This window comes from Nitrospirillum guaranorum (genome assembly GCF_034653275.1).
GTDB lineage: Bacteria > Pseudomonadota > Alphaproteobacteria > Azospirillales > Azospirillaceae > Nitrospirillum.
This window is the reverse complement of sequence record NZ_JAYEES010000003.1, coordinates 1,497,710-1,514,036: the sequence shown is the minus strand read 5'-3', so window position 1 is coordinate 1,514,036 and position 16,327 is coordinate 1,497,710. Positions and strand designations below refer to the sequence as shown.

Genomic DNA, 16,327 nt, shown 5'->3' with positions numbered 1-16,327 from the left:
TCCGAGAAGAACGCCTGCCCCATGGCCAAGCCGACCAAGCCCCCCGCCGTCCCCGCCGTTCCCGCGGAGGAACTGTTCGCCCAGGGGGTGGAGCACCAGAATCAGGGGCGCTGGGCCGAGGCGGAGGCCGTGTACCGCGAGGTGGCGCGCATGCTGCCGCGCGCCTCGGCCGTGCACTGGAACCTGGGCACGGTGCGCAAGCACCTGGGCCAGTGGAAGGAGGCGCTGGACGCCTTTCGCAAGGCCGTCAGCCTGGATCCCACCTGGCGGGGCCGTGACTTCAACATCGGCCTCTGCCATCAGAAGCTGGGCCATGCCAACGAGGCGGCGGACAGCTTCGCCCGCGCCGTGGCGGCGGAACCGGACGACCCCATCAACCGCTTCAACCTGGCGGCGGCCCTGCGCGACCTGGGCCGCCTGGCCGAGGCGGTGGTGCACACCGAGACCGCGCTGGAGCTGAAGCCGGACTTCATCGAGGCCGAACTGCAGCTGGCCAAGCTGCGCACCGCGCTGACGCCGCGCTGGCACGTGCCGATGATGAACGACATCGAGCGCAACGCGGCCTATGAGGCGGCCATCACCGCCGCGGTGCGCCCAGGCGACATCGTGCTGGAGATCGGCACCGGCTCCGGCCTGCTGGCCATGATGGCGGCGCGCGCCGGCGCCGCCCACGTCTACACCTGCGAGGCCGATCCCGTCATCGCGGAGACGGCGCGCGCCATCATCGCCGCCAACGGCTACGCCGACCGCGTCACCGTCATCGCCAAACCGTCCGGCGCCGTGACCGTGGGCAAGGATTTACCGCGCCCGGCCGACCTGCTGGTCTCGGAAATCCTGTCCAGCGACCTGCTGTCGGAACGGGTGCTGCCCGTGGTGCGCGACGCCAAGGACCGGCTGCTGACGCCCGGGGCGCGCATCATCCCCCAGGCCGGCGGCGTGCGCGCCCTGCTGGCCGAAAGCCGGGTGATGGAGCGGGCCTATTTCGTGGACGAGGCCTGCGGCTTCGACCTTGGCGACTTCAACCGTCTGGCGCCCCGCGCCGTCCGCCTGGACCGGATCGTGCCCTTCACGCCCTTGTCCGACCCCTTCCAGGCGCTGACCGTGGACCTGGCCGATCCCCAGCCGGGGCAAAGCTGGCACGGCCACTTGGCCCTGCCGGTGACAGCCGACGGTCGCTGCGTCGGCCTGCTGCAGTGGATATGGCTGAAGCTGTGGGACGGGGTGGAATTCGAGAACAGTCCCCTCACCCCCACCGAGGCGTCGGGCTGGCAGCCCGGTCTGTACCTGCCGCGCCGGCCGCTGGACCTGATGGCGGGGGAGACGGTGGAGGTCACCTCCTTCCACGACGGGCATAACGTCTGGCTCAGCCTCAAGCGCTGACCCCTTGCAACGCCGACCTAAATGAGAGAATTACTGGTTTAGTAATTCTCGATTAAAGGGAGGCGTGTGGTGGGGGCATTCGAAACGGCGGCGGCGCGGCGATCCATCCTCAAAGGGCTGGGCGCCTTGGCGGTGGGCGCCAGCCTGCCCATGCCGGTCAAGGCGCAGCAGTTCCTGGCCGACCCCGGCGTGGAACTGCACCCGCAGACCCACAATCCCGGCAAGGGCGCGTGGGCCGACCTGGCGCGCGCGCTGAAGGGCAACGTCGTCCTGCCCGACGACCCGTTCTTCGGTGATTATTCCCGGCCCAACAACCTGCGCTACGCCACGCGGCCGGCCGGCATCGCCCGCTGCACCAGAGCGGAGGATGTGGGCGCCTGCCTCACGTGGGCCAAGAAGACCAACACGCCCTTCGCCGTGCGCTCCGGCGGGCACAACTACGCCGGTTTTTCCACCACCCACGGCCTGCTGATCGACATGTCGCCCATGGCCGGCATCACGAAGCTGGATGAGCAGCGGGTGGAGATTCGGGGCGGCACCATCAACAGCCTGGTCTACAAGGCGCTGGAGCGCATGGGCCGCACCGTCACCCACGGCCGCTGCGACGGCGTTGGCGCCGCGGGCTTCCTGCTGGGCGGCGGCATCGGCTTCAACATGCGCCTTTACGGCATCGGCTCCGACCTGATGCGCGGCACCGAATTGGTGCTGGCCGATGGGGAAAGGGTCAGCGCCAGCGCCGACAGCCACAAGGAACTGCTGTGGGCCTGCCAGGGTGGCGGCGGCGGCAATTTCGGCATCAACACCAGCTTCACGGTGGAGACCTATCCCGTCAGCACCGTCACCGTGTTCGAGATCACCTGGATCCGGGATCTGGAGCGGGTGCTGCACGGCCTGCTGCACCAGTTGCAGACCGCCCCCAATGGCTTCGGCAGCAAGATTTCCGTGACCGTGCCGTCGCGGGAGGATCGCGCGCTGGGCAAGGGCCTCAGCGTTTCCATCCTGGGCCAGGCGCATGCCGGCACCCCGCCCCTGCCGGAGTTGTTCGGCCCCTGGCTGTGGGAACAGGCGGAGAAGCGCAGCATCCACGCCGACATGCCCTATTGGCAGGCGCAGGACATCCTGTCGGAGGAGACCTTCCCCTATTACTACCGGGAACAGTCCGCCTTCCTGAACACCAGCGACCTGACGGAAACCGTCGTGGCCAACATGGTCGCCAGCGGCAAGGCCATGCCGGGCACCAGCATGGCCTCGGCCTTCAAATTCTTCCAGGTGGGCGGGGCCGTGAACAAGCTGGGCCGCAAGGATACCGCCTTCGTCCACCGGGGATACGACTGGCTGTTCTCCAGCGAGGTCAACTGGTGGGCGCTGAAGGACAGCCCCACCCTGGTGACGGAGAACCTGGCCTGGCAGGACAAGTTCTATGGCGGCGTGCGCGCGCTGACCACGGGCGGCGGCGCCTACCAGAACTTCCCCGACGCCTCGCTGAAGGACTGGAAGGCCGCCTATTACGCGGAAAACTATCCGGACCTGCAAAAGGTGAAGGAGGCGGTGGACCCAACCTCCCTCTTCCGCTTCGCCCAGGCCATCACGCCCGCTTAAGTAGGGTTCGCCCTCAGGCGGCGGGCGCCGGCATCCGCCGGCTTGCCTTCCTCGATTTCCAGTCCGCTGGCGCTCCCCGGAAATCTGCGGCGCCCGCAGTCGCGGGCTACCAGCGGCATGAGGACTTACCTCATGCCATTGGTGATGCTGCGACTCAATCGTCGAGCATGCCGGCCAGCTTCAGGGCCACGCCCATGTCGCCCTGGACCTTCAGCTTGCCGAAGGTGAAGGCCAGGGTGGGGCTGAGCTTGCCTTCGCTGAGCTTCACGAAGTCGGCCAGCGAGATCTTCAGGGTGGTGTTCACGTCCACCGGGTCGCGCGACACCGTGGGCACCTTGGTCGCATCCAGGAAAAGGGCCCCATCGGTGCCGAAGTCGAACTTCACCTTGGCGCCCAAGCCGGTGAACTGGGAAAGCGAGGCGCGCATCTTGGCTTCAAGCTGGTCGAAGGTCATGGGGAAACGGATCCTCAATATGCGGGGCGGAACGGTTGTTGCACCGCATATAAGGGGGCGCCGCGCGCCCAGTTCCAATGTTTTCTGACGGCCGCCGGCTCAGGCCTTCAGGAACTCCAGGTAACGTAAACTGGCAGCGAGGTCGGCCTTCAGCGACGCGCGCCGGTCCTTGGCCTCATCATCCTCGCCCCACTGCTCGATTTGGAACGACTCGTCGAGTTCGGCAAGGTCGAAGGCCTGGTCGGCATCGATGCGGCCCTCGAACAGGGCCAGGCCCAGCACCAGCGATCCCGTCAGCGCCACGGCGTTCTGCACGCCGGTCAGCTGCCAATCGTCCAGCGCCTCCAGCGCGCGCTTCAGCGCGTTCAAGGCCACCGGGTCCTGGGCACGGTGCATGATGCCGGTGGTGGTCTGCAGCAGGGCGTCATAGCGCAACGCCGCCCAGTCCAGCAGCGGCTGCCAGGCGCGCGCCTGCCGTTCCGCCAGCTTCGCCGGCTCGGCGGCGCGGTAGCAGAGCAGGTCGGTGCCGCCATAGGCGGCCGCGCCGTCCAGGATGGTGGCGCGCTGCGGCCCCACCCGGTCGACGCAGGTGGACGCCAGTTGCATCATGGGCATGGAGTCCGGCACCACGGTGTCACCCTGGGCGTCCCACTCCGCCGCCACCGCCCGGGCCAGCGCCTCGGTCGGCAACACCAGGTCGGCCTTGGCTGGCGATTTCAGCACGCGGGCGTCCAGCCGCACCTGCCAGCCACCGGCCTTGCCGTCCGTTCCGGGGGCCGGCACCACGGCCACGGTTTTGTAAATCCGCTTCATTCTTCGGTTCCTCAGGCCGTCACCAAGGCGGCCACCGCCGCCGGCATCTCGGCATAGTCGTGGCAGACGCGGGCGGCGCCGGCCGCCAGCAAGCTCTGCGGCGCGTGATAGCCCCAGGCCACGCCCAGGGCGGCGGCACCGGCGTTACGCGCCATCTGCATGTCGTAGCTGGTGTCGCCGATGACCACGGTGGTGGCCGGGTCGGCCCCCGCCTCCGCCATGGCGCGCAGGGCCATGTCCGGCGCGGGCTTGCCCTGGGCGCGGTCGGCCGTCTGCAGGGTGATGAAACGCCCGTCCAGGCCGTGATGGTTCAGCGTGGCGACCAGGCCCCGATGCGACTTGCCCGTGGCGATGCCCAGCAGGAAGCCCGCCGCCTCCAAGGCATCCAGCGCGGCCACCAGGCCGGGGTAAAGCGGTTCTTCCGCGATGCCGTTGGCCCGGTTCTCGAAGAACGCGTCCTTGTAGGCCGCGACGATGCCGGCCACGGCGCCCGCCCCCACCCCGTCGGGCAGCAGGCCCAGCACGGCGACCTCCAGCGACAGGCCCACCTGGCGCCGCACGGCCTCATCGGTCGGCGGTGTCAGGCCTTGGCTGGCGAAGCCCGCGGCCATGGCGGCGATGATGGCGTGCTGGCTGTCCACCAGCGTGCCGTCACAATCGAACAGGGCCAGGCGGTTGAAGGCGGACATGAGGGTCAGACGTAGCTGGCGAAGGGATCGCCGTCTTTCATATCGAACCCGAAATATTCCCAGGTCTTGGCCATGTGCGGCGGCAGGTTGGCCGTCACGTCGATGGGTTTGCCGCCGCGCGGGTTGGGGATGACGATGCGGCGGGCGTGCAGGTGCAACTGGCGCGGCAGCTCGGCACCGCCGGCCAGGAAGGCCTCCTGCCCCGCGTACTTGCCATCGCCCAGGATGGGCGTTCCGATGGCCACCATGTGGGCGCGCAACTGGTGGGTGCGGCCGGTCAGCGGCCACAGGGCGACGAAGGCGGCGTGCCGGTGCGCGTTCTCGATCACCTGGTACAGGGTGACGGCGCGGGCCCCCTCATCCTCGTCCACCGCCATGCGCTCGCCGCGCGTGCCGGCCTCCTTGGCCAGGGCGGCGTCGATCTTGCCCTGGTGCTGCTTGGGCACGCCCACGGTGACGGCCCAGTAGTACTTGCGCGCCTCCTTGCCCCGGAAATAGCCGGCCAGGCGGGTGGCGGCGAAGCTGGTGCGGGCCAGCACCAGACAGCCGCTGGTGTCCTTGTCCAGGCGGTGGACCAGCTTGGGCCGCTCTTTCCCGTCGAACATCAGCACGTCCAGCATGGCGTCCAGATGCTTGTTCTGGCCAGTGCCGCCCTGCACCGCCAGGCCGGCGGGCTTGTTCAGGACGATGACGTCGGCATCGCGGTACAGCACGGCGTCGCGCAGGGCCTTGACTTCCTTGTCCGACAGGACCGGCCGTTCCTTGCGCGTCACGGCGCCCGGCGCCAGGGGCGCCAGGTCGGGCATGGGGGGGATGCGCACGGACTGCCCGGCCTCCAGGCGCGTGGCGCCCTTGACGCGGCCGCCATCCACCCGCACCTGGCCGGTGCGCAGCAGCTTTTCCAGCTGGATATGGCTCAGCGCCGGGAAATGCCGCTTGAACCAGCGGTCCAGACGCATCTCCGCCTCGTCGGCGGTCACGATCCGCGTCTCGACCTTACGGCCACCCTCATCACTCATGACATCACCGCACGTACCAGGGCCATGCCCACAAAAAGACCGCCGACGCCGACCACCAGCGTCGCCATGAAATACAGCATCGTCACCGGCCAATCCCCCCGCGACACCAGCGTGCCGATGTCCAGCGAGAAAGAGGAGAAGGTGGTGAACCCGCCCAGAACGCCCACCGCCAGGAAGGCGCGCAGCTCCGGCGAAGGGTGCCACGCCCGGCCCGCGGCCTCCGCCAGCACGCCCATGAGCACGGAGCCCACGACGTTCACGAACAGGGTGCCCCAAGGGAAATCCAGCCCCAGCCAGCGCCCCAGCCAAACCTGCGACAGGTATCGCAGGACCGAGCCCAAGGCGCCGCCCACGGCGACGACGATAACCTGGTTCATCCCCCACCCCTGGCCCCACCCCTGACGACGGCGCCGCTCTCAATGGCGGTGACGTCCCCCGACATATCGCCGGTGACGCCAAAAATCCATCCTTCGCGCCGCGCCGTGCCGGTGTCCAGCCCCTTGGGCGCCCAGACATCGTCCAGCGGCGCCCAGCGCATCATGCCGGCGGCGGCGATCATGGCATCACCGGCGTGGTCGTCAAAGGCCGCCGGCACCCCCGCCCCCGCATGGCTGCCCCCATGGCACCCCAACCGGGCCAGCGCCGCCGCCATGGCCGCGTGGTCGCGAATCTTGGCCAGGCCGTGCGCGCGGCGCCGGAACAGGGTGGGATAAATCTCCGTGACCGCCGACCGGGCGGCGCCATCCGGCCCCGTCAGCGCTTCCGCCGGCCACACCGCCAGCGCATCCCCCAAGCGCCGCTTCAGGTAGCGTAGCGACCGCATGCCGGCCAGCGAGGCCTTCCCCACCTGCTTGGACGCCGCCGCCAGGTTGAAGACGGAGACGGGGGTGCCCACGCCGGTGCGGGCGGCCACCAATTCCACCCGGCGCCGCTTGCCCCCACCCTCGGCGTCCGTCCAGTGCGCGGGCCGTCGGCCGGCCAGCCAGAAACTGGGGCCCAAGCGGGGATCGGCCAACGCCGGGGTGCCGCAGAAGTCATCGGCGCCAGGGCCGCCGACGGCGGCCTCGTCCACGAGGTCCCACAGGCCCATCATGTCATCCACCCCGGCGGCGCGGCCATCCAGGTACCCCACGCCCGGCACATAGGGCAGGGAAAAACCGCAGTCGATCCCCACCAAGGCGCGGGCGCCCACGCGGTGGTGAGCCGCCAGGCGTTCGCCCACCCAATCCATGGCCTCTCGTCGGCTCCAGTGCCGGCCGGGCGGCGGCACGAGGTGGACCGCGGCATCATCCGGCCGGACACGGGCGATGGCGATACCCCGGGCGGGCAAGGCCCCCGTCCAGTCGATACCGATATATTCATCAAAGACCGGCACCAGCCTCTCCTTAACCCTTGGGGTTCGCCATCCTGCGCCCATCGCGGTACCGCGAGGCGGCGGATGACCGCTTTTCAACCACCCCACCCCTGCCCTGTCTGCAACGGACGCGCGCATGGCCGTTTGGCAGGCAACAGTTGGCAGGGCGGCCCCACGTGGTAAGCTATATGACCGTCGCTGCGGAGTTTTTCCCGTGTTCGCCCGTAATTGGCTTTCTTCCGCCCGTCCCCTGCCCGCCCTGCTGGGCACGGTGGCGCTCGCCCTGACGGTTTTTGCCGGCCCTGCCTCCCTGGCCCAAACGGCACCGGCCCAGCCGTCCGCCGCCGCCCCCGCGACTAAAGCCGAGACGCCCAAGCCGGATGCGCCCAAGCCCGGCCTGGACAAGAACGGCCTGCCCACCTCGGTGGTCAAGGTGGCGGCCCCGCCCAAGGACCCCGACGCGGTTGAGCCGCCGCGCACCGATGGCCCCATCGACGACATCATCATCACCGCCCCGCAGTTCGGCAACCGGGAGGAGGTCGAGGCCTTCCACAAGGCGGAGTTTGAGCGCCTGGACAAGATCTATGGCAAGCACGAGGAAAAGCGCAGCCGGGGCGACACCCTGACCAAGGCGCCCGAGGCCAACACCGGCACCACCCGCGACGGGCCGATCACCCTGGATCGTTAACGGACGCATCCGCGCCCGTTCTCCTCGATTTCCAGTCCGCTACGCTTCCCGGAAATCTCCGGCGGTCGCGGTCGCGACCTACGGCGGCGCCACCTGCGCCGCTGCTCGGGTTGTACTTCAGTCCAGCGCGATGTCGTCGATGTCACGGCCCAGCACATGGGCCAGCGCCGCCATGGCCAGCGTGTGATCTTCACGTTGCGGCAGGCCGGAAACGGTCAGCGCGCCGATGCAGCCAGCGCCCTTCACCACCAGGGGCACGGCACCGCCGTGGCTGGCGTAGTCACGGTGCGGCAGGCCGCTCTTGATCTCCAAGGTCGTGCCCTGCTGGGCCAAGCCCAGGCCGATGGCGTAGGAGCTGCGGGCGAAGTGCAGCGCGGTGGCCCGCTTGCGGCAAATCCAATCGTCATGGTCCGGCGTGGCCGGCCCCACCGCCAGGCGCAGCACCTGCTGACGATGCAGCGACACATCGACCACCAGCGCCCCGCCCCGCTCCAGCCCCGCCTGGCGCAACCAAACGCCCAGGGCCCAGGCCTCCTCCTGTCCGAAGCGCTCGAACACCAGCCGCTGTTCCTGCAAGGCGATGCGGCGCAGATCTTCTTCATGGGGCATAGGGGTGGGCCTTCCGTGAGGGATGAATTCGGGATCGCGGGCAGAGTAGCGATACCCCGCCCGGCGCGCAGCCCCTCAACGCTCGACCACGATGGTGACCCGCCGGTTCGCCGCCCGGTCGTGCACGTCCAAGGGCTTGGTGTCGGCGTAGCCCACCGCCCGCAGGCGGCCAGGCTCCACCCCGTTGGCGATCAGTTCCCGCACCACGGCGCTGGCGCGCGCGGACGACAGTTCCCAGTTGGTGGGAAAGCGGGCCGTGGCGATCGCGACATCGTCGGTATGGCCCTCGACCGCGATGACACCCGTCAGCGTGCGCAGGCTGCGGGCCACGTTCGCCAGCAGCTGCCGGCCGGGTGCCGCCAGGTCCGCCTTGCCGGAGGCGAACAGGATACGGTCCTTGATGGCGATGGTCAGCTTGCGATCCGACAGGATGACGTCCAGGTCGGCCGGCTTCCCCGCCGCCTCCAACTGGGTCAGCAGCGCCTGGACCCCCGGTGTCAGGGCGGCGCCTCCGCCCGACGTGCCATCACCGGCGGCCGGCGGGCGTTCATCGGCGGATGCCTCCCCCCGGGCAATGGGAATGTCCTCCTGGACTGGGTCGTCGCGCAGCGCCGCGACGGCGCCGGCATCCTCCGGCTTGGCGGCCAGCCGTCCCTTCATGCCCAAGATCGCCACCATGCCCAGGAAGACGACCATCAGCAGCGTGACCATGTCCATGTAGCTGATGACCCATTCCTCCGACTCCTCCGCCGGGGGTGGCAGGGTGGTGAACTTGGCCGGGTTCGGCCGCTTGGGCACCGGCGCGGATGCCGTGCCGGTCTTACCCAATTCAGGCCGTGATCCTTCGGGGTGCCAGAGGTCCGTCATTGTTTCCAGTCGCAGGCGGTTCGTCACGAATGGGCGCCGGCATGGCCTCGGCTATGGGCGCCCCGACAAGAGTTGATAGTGAGACCGACAATCAACACTGACCATCTTGCGCCTGCAAATGTAGCGCACGCGGAAAAAATCCGATTGATTCAAATCATCACAGCATTGCTGTAAGCGGATGTACAATAACCATAGCGCCTAAATGAGGCGCGGATGGCCATATTAGCCGCGAGGTAAACCCGTCATGGCCACAAATACGCCGGACGTACTGGCCCATATTGCCAGTATAATGCAGAATAAGCGGGCATGCCGGGCGGCATTGCTTGATCTGTCGGGGGTTGTGGATGCGTATGAACCAGTCATCCACAGAATTGTTGATGCGGAATTAAAGGCGGCCACAGCGCCCAGCGATCGCACCATTAGGATTAATACTTATGGCATAGGCTCATCTGCCTGGCTTCTTATCGGCGATATGGATAGCGGCGAGACGTTGTTGGCCGCGGCCGACCGTGTGTGCACGGTCTTCGCCGATGCGCACCAGGGAAAGGTCGACGTCCACTGGTTTGACCTGCCGGGTGACGCCAAGCCTCTGGTCGCCTGTCTGCGCATCCTGATGGGCGACAAATCCCTGGCCGCGTCGTCACCCGCCACGGATGAGGTGGTCGCGCTGCTGCGCATCGAACGCGGACTGCACGGCGCCGACCTGTCATCCCTGATCCGCCGCCACCCCGTTTATCGGGTTGGTGACGACGGCATCTCGCTGGAGCCGGTCATGCTGGAGCAGACGGTGGATCTGACCGCGCTGGAGCGGCTGTTCGACGTCACCATCATCGGCGCCCCTTGGATGCACGCCCGCGTCACCGAAATCCTGGACCGACGCATGCTGCATCACTTGCTGCATGACGAGACGTCACCGCGCCTGCCCATCGCCATCAAGCTGCACGCCGGCAGCGTGCGGCAGGGGAGCTTCACGGCCCTGCTGGATGAGTTGCCGGCCCACTGGCATGCCCGACTGGCGATTGAGCTGCCATACGCCGAGTGGCTGGTGGCCCCGGACGCGGTGGAAGAGGCCTTGGCCATCGGCCGGCGCCGCCAGTGCCTGATGGTGTTGGATCATGTCCCGGTGGACCGGGCGACCGAGGCCAACTTGCCCAAGGATGTGCTGCTGCGGCTGATGCCGGCGGTTCCCATCACCGGTGGAGAGGCGGCGGCGGCCCTGCGGCCGCACGCCGTGCCCAGCGGCGCCACCTTGCGCCAGGTGATACGCACTCTGGGCGCCGATCGCTGCATCCTGACCCATTGCGACAGCCTGGCCCTGGTCCATCACGCGCTGGATGCGGGCTTTCGCATGTTGCAGGGCCAAGCGGTCGCCGATTTCGCGGAAATGCGCCAGCAGATGGCCCCGCCGGCGGCGGCGAAAGTCGACGCAACGGCAGCGTCGGACGAGACGGAATCGGAAGCGCCCCAGGAGGAAGCCGGCCCGCAGGACGGCCTGTGGTCGCGCCTCGTTCACTGGTTGCGCCCGCGCCACCCGCCGACGGCGGAGGACATGCCCACCGAACCCCAGGCCAAGCCAAATGTGACCAAAGGGATGTGACCGCCGCCGCCAACGTGCCCGCGCCCTTGGCGATATCACCAGGGGGCGATATCACTAGGATATGACACCCGAGGCACCCAGGACCCGGAGTATGCGCACCGTCGGGGAGGTCCTGGCGGTGGCGCTGGAGCATCACCGGGCGGGCCGCCTGGCGGATGCCGGCGCGCTCTATTCCTCGCTGCTGGCGCAGGAGCCGGAGCAGCCGGACGCCCTGCACCTGCTGGGTGTGGCCACCGCCCAGGCCGGACGGGCGGCGGAGGCGGAGCCGCTGATCGCCCGCGCCATAGCGCTGCGCCCCGGCGTGGCCGACTTCCATGCCAATCATGCCCAGGTGCTGGACACGCTGGGCCGGACGGATGAGGCGCTGACCGCCTACACCCAGGCGCTGCGCCTGAACCCCAACCATGCCGACGCCCTGCGCAACATGGCCCGCCTGCTGGCCCGGATGGAACGGCTGTCCGCCGCCGCCGACGCCCTGCGCGCCTGCGTGGAGCGCGCGCCCGACGATGTGCCCACGGTGACGGAACTGGCGCGCCTGTGCGAACGGCTGGGCCGCGCCGGCGAGGCGGAAACCTGGTACCGCCACATCCTGGCGCGCGATCCCTTCAACACCCTTGCGCTGAACAACCTGGGGGAATTGAAGCGCCGCGCCGGCGACGCGGCCGAGGCGGTCAGCCTGCTGTCCCGCGCGGTCAGCGCCGCCCCCGACGCCCCCCTGCCCCGCTGCGCCCTGGCCAACACCCTGACCAGCCTGTTCCGCTTCGAGGAGGCGGAAGCCCACCTGGCGGAGGCGGCGCGCCGCCGGCCGGACGTCATGCTGCCCCACCGCGACCTGGGCGTGCTGCTGCGCCTGATGGGCCGGTCGGAAGAGGCGTTGGCCGCCTTCCAGGTCGCCGCCACCCTGGCGCCGGAGGACCCAGTGGCCAACTTCGGTGTGGCCCTGTGCCTGCTGCGCCTGGGCCGCTACCGCGAGGGCTTCGCGCACTACCGCTGGCGCTGGCCCTCCGCCGCCAAGCCGCCCCGCCACCAGGGGCTGCCCGCCTGGACCCAAGGCACGCCGGCCGGCCTGCGCCTGCTGGTGTGGCACGAGCAAGGGGTGGGCGACACGCTGATGTGCCTGCGCTTCCTGCCTCAACTGGCCGCCGCCGGCGCCCGCCTGACCATCGAGGTGCCGGCCAGCCTGGCCCCCCTCGTGGCGGCCCAGGGCCACGGCGCGGTGGTGGTGGATGCGCAGACACCTTCCCCCGGCCCGGCCCCCGGCGCGGCGTCCGGCACGGCCCCCGGCGCCGAGCCTGGTAGCCCCCCGCCCTGGGACGCCCAGGTGCCCATGATGGACTTGCCCGGCCGGTTCTGCCCCACGCCCGCCGCCGTGCCCTGGACGGGTCCCTATCTGAAGGCCGACCCCGGCCGCAAGCTGCGCTGGGCGCAGATGCTGGGCCCGAAGCGGGGCCTGCGCGTCGGCCTGTTCTGGCAGGGCAACCCCGACTTCCCGGACGATCGCTGGCGCTCCCCCGGTCTGGCCCCGCTGCTGCCCCTGTTGGACGTGCCGGGCGTGGAGTTCATCAGCCTGCAGATGGGCCCAGCCAAGGCCGCCCTGACCGACCCCGCCATTCCGCCCGGCCGCATCCGGGACGCCGCCGCCTCCATCCGTGACTGGGCCGATACCGCCGCCCTGGTGGCCGGGCTGGACCTGGTCATCGGTTCCGACAGCGCCTGCATCCACCTGGCGGGCGCGCTGAACATCCCCGCCTTCCTGCTGTTGTCCCCCACCACCGACTGGCGCTGGCACGACACCGGCGACACCAGCCCGTGGTACCCCAGCCTACGCCTGTTCCGGCAGACACGCCTGGGCGATTGGTCGGCGCCGGTGGCGGCGGTTAAGGTGGCACTGGCGGAAAAGGTGGCAGCTATCGGATAGCTGCGGCCCTGGCGACAATGCCGCATTGCACACGCCAATGCTGCATCTGCGAACGGATTTAAGGTACCGTTGCCCTGGTCATCCGTTCGCCTACTTGAGTTCCCATGTCCCACGCCCACACGGTGCCCACCGACCGATCGTCCCCGCTGGGCCGGCTCGCGCGCTGGCTGCAGGCGCGCTCGTTCGCGCTGACGCCGGAGCAGATCGGCATCACCGAGGGGTTGCGCGCCGCCACGGCGGTGGCGCTGATGGTCACGCTGGCGTTGTACCTGGACCGGCCCATCCTGTCCTGGGCGGCCTTCGCCGCCTTCTGGGCCTGCCTGGCCGATCCCGGCGGGCCCTTCGGTGTGCGCCTACGGGCCATGGGTGGCTTCGCCCTGATCGGCACCGCCATGGCGGGCGTGATGAGCGCCGTGGCGGCGCTGGGAACCGTCTGGGCGGCGGCGGCCTTGTTCGGGGCGCTGTTCCTCTGCTGCCTCAGCCGTGTCTACGGCCCGGCCGCCACCCAGGTGGGGGTGCTGGCCTGCTGCGTCGCCGTGGTGGCGGTGGGCTATCCCATGGCGCCGGGCGACGCCCTGCGCCTGTCCGGCGTCTTCCTTGCCGGCAGCGGCTGGGCCGTGGCCCTGTGCCTGGTGCTGTGGCCCATCCACCCCTACGCCCCCGCCCGTCGCGCCGTGGCCGCCATCTATTCCGAGTTGGCCGACATGACGGCCGAACTGCTGGCCCTGCACGCCAGCGGCGCCACCCAGGACGCGCGTTGGAAGGCGCATGCCGCCGAGCATCGCCGCGCGGTGCGCGACACCATCGAGCGGGCGCGCGCCGCCGTGGGCCGCTTTTCCGCCGGACGCGGCGCCGGGCGCGACATCCGCCGCGCCCTGCTGGCCGCCATCGAGGCGGGGGAGCGCATCTTCGCCGGCCTGATCGCGCTGGGCTATGACCTGGAGCCGCACGCCGCCGGCACGCCCACCGACGCCGACACCCTGCCGCTGCGCCAGTTGCGGGCGGCGCTGAGCCGCACCAGCCGCCAGGTATCGCGCTCCGCCCCCGACGGCGCCCTGGTGGCCTATGAGGCGGAGGTGCTGGACCGCGTCGCACGGCCGGCGCACGACCTGGTGGGCCGCGTGGCCCAGGTCTGCGCCCAGGCCCTGTCCGACCTGACCCGCGCGTGGGCGCCGCCGGTGGATGACGGCGCGCTGGCCTTTACCCCGGATGCGGCCGGCGGGGAAGCCGACGCCGCGCCGCGCCGCCGCCTGACGCCGGCCCGCGCCCTGCGCCTGGCGCTGGTCCCCTCCTCCCCCATCGCGCGCCATGCCCTGCGCGTGGCCCTGGTGGTGACCGCCACCTACGCCGTCACGGCCTATCTCGACGTCGCCTATGCCTACTGGGCCACCATGGCGGCGGTGGTGGTGATGCAGCCGCAGGCGGCCACCACCTGGCCGCGCACCCTGGAACGCGTGGTGGGCAGCGTCATCGGCGGCGCGGCGGCCGCCTTCCTGGCCGTGGCCCTGCCCACACCCCTATGGCTGCTGGCCGCCATCTTCCCCCTGGCGGCCGCCACCATCGCCCTGCGCTCCGTCAGCTACAGTCTGTTCGTCACCTTCCTGACGCCCCTGTTCGTGCTGGTGGCCGACCTGCTGCACCCGGGCCTGAGCGCCCATGGCGAGGGCATCGCCCTGGCCCGCGCCTTCAACAACACGCTGGGCAGCGTCATCGGCCTGGCCGGCTGCCTGGCGCTATGGCCGGAGCGGGAGCCCAAGGGTTTCCCCCACAAGCTGGCGGCGGCGGTGGAGGCCAACATGCGCTACGCCACGCTGGTGGTGCGGGCGGGCCAGACGCCCTATGCCGAAATCGACGCCGCCCGCCGGGCCGCCGGCCTGGCCAGCACGGCGGCGGAGGTGACGCGCCAACGCATGGTGCTGGAAGGCCGCCGGCGCAAGGCGCACCTGGACGAGGCGGGCGCCGTGCTGGAAACGCTGCGCCGCCTGGCGGGTGCCGCCACCGTCGCCTGGCTGGACGAGCGCACCATCCCGGGCCCGCCCGACGCCCGGCGCATCGGCTATTGCGAGGCCGCCACGGTGCGGCTGGGCGCCCTGGTGCGCGGCGTGCCGACGGATGACAGCGCCCTGGCACGCGACGGTGAGCCGCCGGACGACATCGCCCGCGCCGTCACCCACGTGGTGCAGGCGGCCAAGGACTACGCCCGTGCCATGGCGGCGGACTCCAAGGCGCGGGCCTGACCCCTGTCGCCAGCCCCCTATCGCGGGTCACACGCTCTTCAGGAACGGGATCAGGTTCTTGAAGTAGAAATCCTGATCATCCCAGAAGCACATGTGGCTGCCCTTGGGGCAGATGACGGAGCGGGCGTTGGGCATCAGCGTCGCCATGCGCTTCATGTCCTCCGGATCCATCTCGTCATGGGTGGCGCCGATGGTCAGGGTCTTCACCTTGATCTGGGGCAGCGCGTCCCAGCGCTCCCAATCCTTCAGGTTGCCCGTCACCTCCATCTCGCTCTTGCCCTGCATCTGGTTGTAGATGGCGAAGTTGGCGTGGCGCAGGGAACGGCTCAGCGGCTCGGGCCAAGGGTCCAGGCGGCAGATGATCTGGGGGTACAGCTCCTCCATCATGATCCGGTCATAGTCGGGGGAGTCGTAGTCCTTCGCCGCCTCCAGTTCCTTCAGCCGCTTCTGCGAGTCCGGCTTCAGCAGGGCGCGCAGGCTGTTGGTGCGCTTCAGGTAGGACTGGATGCCGGCGGTCATGTTGGAGATGACCAGGCCCTTCAGGTGCTGCTGGTACTTCAGCGCGTATTCGATACCCAGGATGCCGCCCCAGGAATGGCCCAACAGGACGAACTGGTCCAGGCCCAGGCCGCGCCGCACCTCCTCCACCTCTTCCAGGTAGCGCGGCAGGGTCCACAGGCTGGGGTCATCCGGCTGGTCGGAATTGTTCACACCCAGTTGGTCGTAATAGTACATCTCGATCCCGGCCTGGGGCAGGAAAGACTCCATCGCCTCCAGGTACTCATGGCCGATACCGGGGCCGCCGTGCAGCAACAGCACCTTGGTGGCGCCCGACCCGATCTTCTTGGTCCAGACCTTGTACTTGCCGCCCACCACCGGGATCATGCGGATGCCGGCCACGCGGATGCCCGGCGGGTTCAGGGGATCGGCCGACGGTGGCGTTGGCGCGGCCTGGGCCAGGGAAGGCGTCATCGGGGTCGACGCGGCGGCCAGCACGGCGGCAGCCGACAGGAACTGTCTGCGGTCCATGAAATCCTCGGATGCGCGGGTCGGCGGGATGTCGGCGCACTTTACGCGATAGAGGTGCCCAAGGGAACGCCGCA

At 69.8% G+C, this 16,327-nt stretch carries 15 protein-coding genes; 6 read left to right on the top strand and 9 right to left on the bottom strand.

Annotation, left to right across the window (positions count from 1 at the left end; all coding sequences use genetic code 11):
* Window positions 1-21 precede the first annotated feature (21 nt).
* Both UAJ10_RS15955 and UAJ10_RS15950 read left to right on the top strand, forming a co-directional pair.
* Entirely contained in the window at window positions 22-1,380 is a 1,359-nt protein-coding gene (locus UAJ10_RS15955) for a tetratricopeptide repeat protein (protein ID WP_322916219.1), read from the top strand.
* Between the two features lie 69 nt (window positions 1,381-1,449).
* Window positions 1,450-2,979, top strand: coding sequence for an FAD-binding oxidoreductase (locus tag UAJ10_RS15950; RefSeq protein ID WP_322916218.1), 1,530 nt, complete (start codon window positions 1,450-1,452; stop codon window positions 2,977-2,979).
* 154 nt (window positions 2,980-3,133) lie between these two features.
* Here the strand turns inward: UAJ10_RS15950 and UAJ10_RS15945 are convergent, their stop codons facing one another.
* The 6 genes from UAJ10_RS15945 to UAJ10_RS15920 all read right to left on the bottom strand — a co-directional run bounded on the left by UAJ10_RS15945 (window position 3,134) and on the right by UAJ10_RS15920 (window position 7,329).
* Window positions 3,134-3,433, bottom strand: coding sequence for an SCP2 sterol-binding domain-containing protein (locus UAJ10_RS15945; protein ID WP_088871739.1), 300 nt, complete (start codon window positions 3,431-3,433; stop codon window positions 3,134-3,136).
* A 99-nt stretch (window positions 3,434-3,532) separates the two neighbouring features.
* Complete coding sequence (locus UAJ10_RS15940) at window positions 3,533-4,246, bottom strand: ATP12 family chaperone protein (RefSeq protein WP_322916217.1); 714 nt, start codon at window positions 4,244-4,246, stop codon at window positions 3,533-3,535.
* Window positions 4,247-4,257: 11 nt separating this feature from the next.
* Window positions 4,258-4,935, bottom strand: a complete 678-nt coding sequence (locus UAJ10_RS15935; protein WP_322916216.1) for an HAD-IA family hydrolase — start codon at window positions 4,933-4,935, stop codon at window positions 4,258-4,260.
* Window positions 4,936-4,940: 5 nt separating this feature from the next.
* Entirely contained in the window at window positions 4,941-5,954 is a 1,014-nt protein-coding gene (locus UAJ10_RS15930; RefSeq protein WP_322916215.1) for an RluA family pseudouridine synthase, read from the bottom strand.
* Window positions 5,951-6,331, bottom strand: coding sequence for a fluoride efflux transporter CrcB (gene crcB, locus UAJ10_RS15925; RefSeq protein WP_322916214.1), 381 nt, complete (start codon window positions 6,329-6,331; stop codon window positions 5,951-5,953). Before crcB ends, UAJ10_RS15930 begins: the two co-directional genes overlap by 4 nt.
* Complete coding sequence (locus UAJ10_RS15920) at window positions 6,328-7,329, bottom strand: hypothetical protein (protein ID WP_322916213.1); 1,002 nt, start codon at window positions 7,327-7,329, stop codon at window positions 6,328-6,330. The genes crcB and UAJ10_RS15920 overlap by 4 nt, the downstream gene beginning before the upstream one ends.
* A gap of 193 nt (window positions 7,330-7,522) precedes the next feature.
* Between UAJ10_RS15920 and UAJ10_RS15915 the strand changes: the two genes are divergently transcribed.
* Complete coding sequence (locus tag UAJ10_RS15915; protein WP_322916212.1) at window positions 7,523-7,996, top strand: hypothetical protein; 474 nt, start codon at window positions 7,523-7,525, stop codon at window positions 7,994-7,996.
* A gap of 117 nt (window positions 7,997-8,113) precedes the next feature.
* On the opposite strand, the gene UAJ10_RS15910 is transcribed toward UAJ10_RS15915, so the two are convergent.
* Both UAJ10_RS15910 and UAJ10_RS15905 read right to left on the bottom strand, forming a co-directional pair.
* Entirely contained in the window at window positions 8,114-8,605 is a 492-nt protein-coding gene (locus UAJ10_RS15910) for a heme-degrading domain-containing protein (protein ID WP_322916211.1), read from the bottom strand.
* Window positions 8,606-8,680: 75 nt separating this feature from the next.
* The gene (locus tag UAJ10_RS15905; RefSeq protein WP_322916210.1) at window positions 8,681-9,433 is read right to left on the bottom strand and encodes an OmpA/MotB family protein; all 753 of its coding nucleotides are present in this window, start codon (window positions 9,431-9,433) and stop codon (window positions 8,681-8,683) included.
* A gap of 529 nt (window positions 9,434-9,962) precedes the next feature.
* Between UAJ10_RS15905 and UAJ10_RS15900 the strand changes: the two genes are divergently transcribed.
* The 3 genes from UAJ10_RS15900 (at window position 9,963) to UAJ10_RS15890 (ending at window position 15,224) form a co-directional block, all read left to right on the top strand.
* Window positions 9,963-11,069, top strand: coding sequence for a hypothetical protein (locus UAJ10_RS15900; RefSeq protein ID WP_322916209.1), 1,107 nt, complete (start codon window positions 9,963-9,965; stop codon window positions 11,067-11,069).
* Between the two features lie 91 nt (window positions 11,070-11,160).
* Complete coding sequence (locus tag UAJ10_RS15895; RefSeq protein ID WP_322916208.1) at window positions 11,161-12,987, top strand: tetratricopeptide repeat protein; 1,827 nt, start codon at window positions 11,161-11,163, stop codon at window positions 12,985-12,987.
* Window positions 12,988-13,091: 104 nt separating this feature from the next.
* Window positions 13,092-15,224: an FUSC family protein gene (locus UAJ10_RS15890; protein WP_322916207.1), complete on the top strand. Its 2,133-nt coding sequence runs from the start codon at window positions 13,092-13,094 to the stop codon at window positions 15,222-15,224.
* A gap of 27 nt (window positions 15,225-15,251) precedes the next feature.
* Here the strand turns inward: UAJ10_RS15890 and UAJ10_RS15885 are convergent, their stop codons facing one another.
* The gene (locus UAJ10_RS15885; protein WP_322916206.1) at window positions 15,252-16,253 is read right to left on the bottom strand and encodes a proline iminopeptidase-family hydrolase; all 1,002 of its coding nucleotides are present in this window, start codon (window positions 16,251-16,253) and stop codon (window positions 15,252-15,254) included.
* Window positions 16,254-16,327: the final 74 nt, after the last annotated feature.